Below are 657 nucleotides of genomic sequence, written 5' to 3'. Positions count from 1 at the left end.
CGCTCGATACGGCCAGTTACTACTGTACCACGACCTTGGATTGAGAATACGTCTTCGATTGGTAGTAGGAATGCTTGGTCTACTGCACGCTCAGGCTCTGGAATGTAAGTGTCTAGCGCTTCAGCAAGTTCAATGATTTTCGCTTCCCACTGCTCTTCGCCGTTTAGTGCGCCTAGTGCAGAACCTTGGATAACTGGTAGGTCATCACCTGGGAAATCGTACTCAGATAGAAGCTCACGAACTTCCATTTCTACTAGCTCTAGAAGCTCTTCATCATCAACCATGTCACATTTGTTCATGAATACGATGATGTAAGGAATACCAACTTGGCGACCAAGTAGGATGTGCTCACGAGTTTGTGGCATTGGGCCATCTGTTGCAGCAACAACTAGGATACCGCCGTCCATTTGCGCAGCACCTGTGATCATGTTTTTAACATAGTCAGCGTGTCCTGGGCAGTCTACGTGTGCGTAGTGGCGTGCTGGTGTATCGTACTCTACGTGAGAAGTATTGATTGTAATACCGCGCTCGCGCTCTTCTGGAGCGTTATCGATAGATGCGAAGTCTTTCGCTTCACCACCGTACACTTTTGCAAGTGTAGTACAGATAGCAGCAGTTAGAGTTGTTTTACCGTGGTCAACGTGGCCGATAGTACCA

Annotated in this window: 1 protein-coding gene; it reads right to left on the bottom strand. The window is 47.9% G+C overall.

Annotated features, from left to right (window positions below):
- On the bottom strand, window positions 1–657 hold a 657-nt coding region (locus NB504_RS17660), incomplete at both ends, for a GTP-binding protein (protein ID WP_258429496.1).

The sequence above is a fragment of the Vibrio sp. RM-69-4 genome (assembly GCF_024743775.1).
In the GTDB taxonomy this organism is placed as follows: Bacteria; Pseudomonadota; Gammaproteobacteria; order Enterobacterales; family Vibrionaceae; genus Vibrio; species Vibrio anguillarum.
Note: the sequence above shows the minus strand (reverse complement) of the source record. Positions and strands in the feature narration are given on the sequence as shown.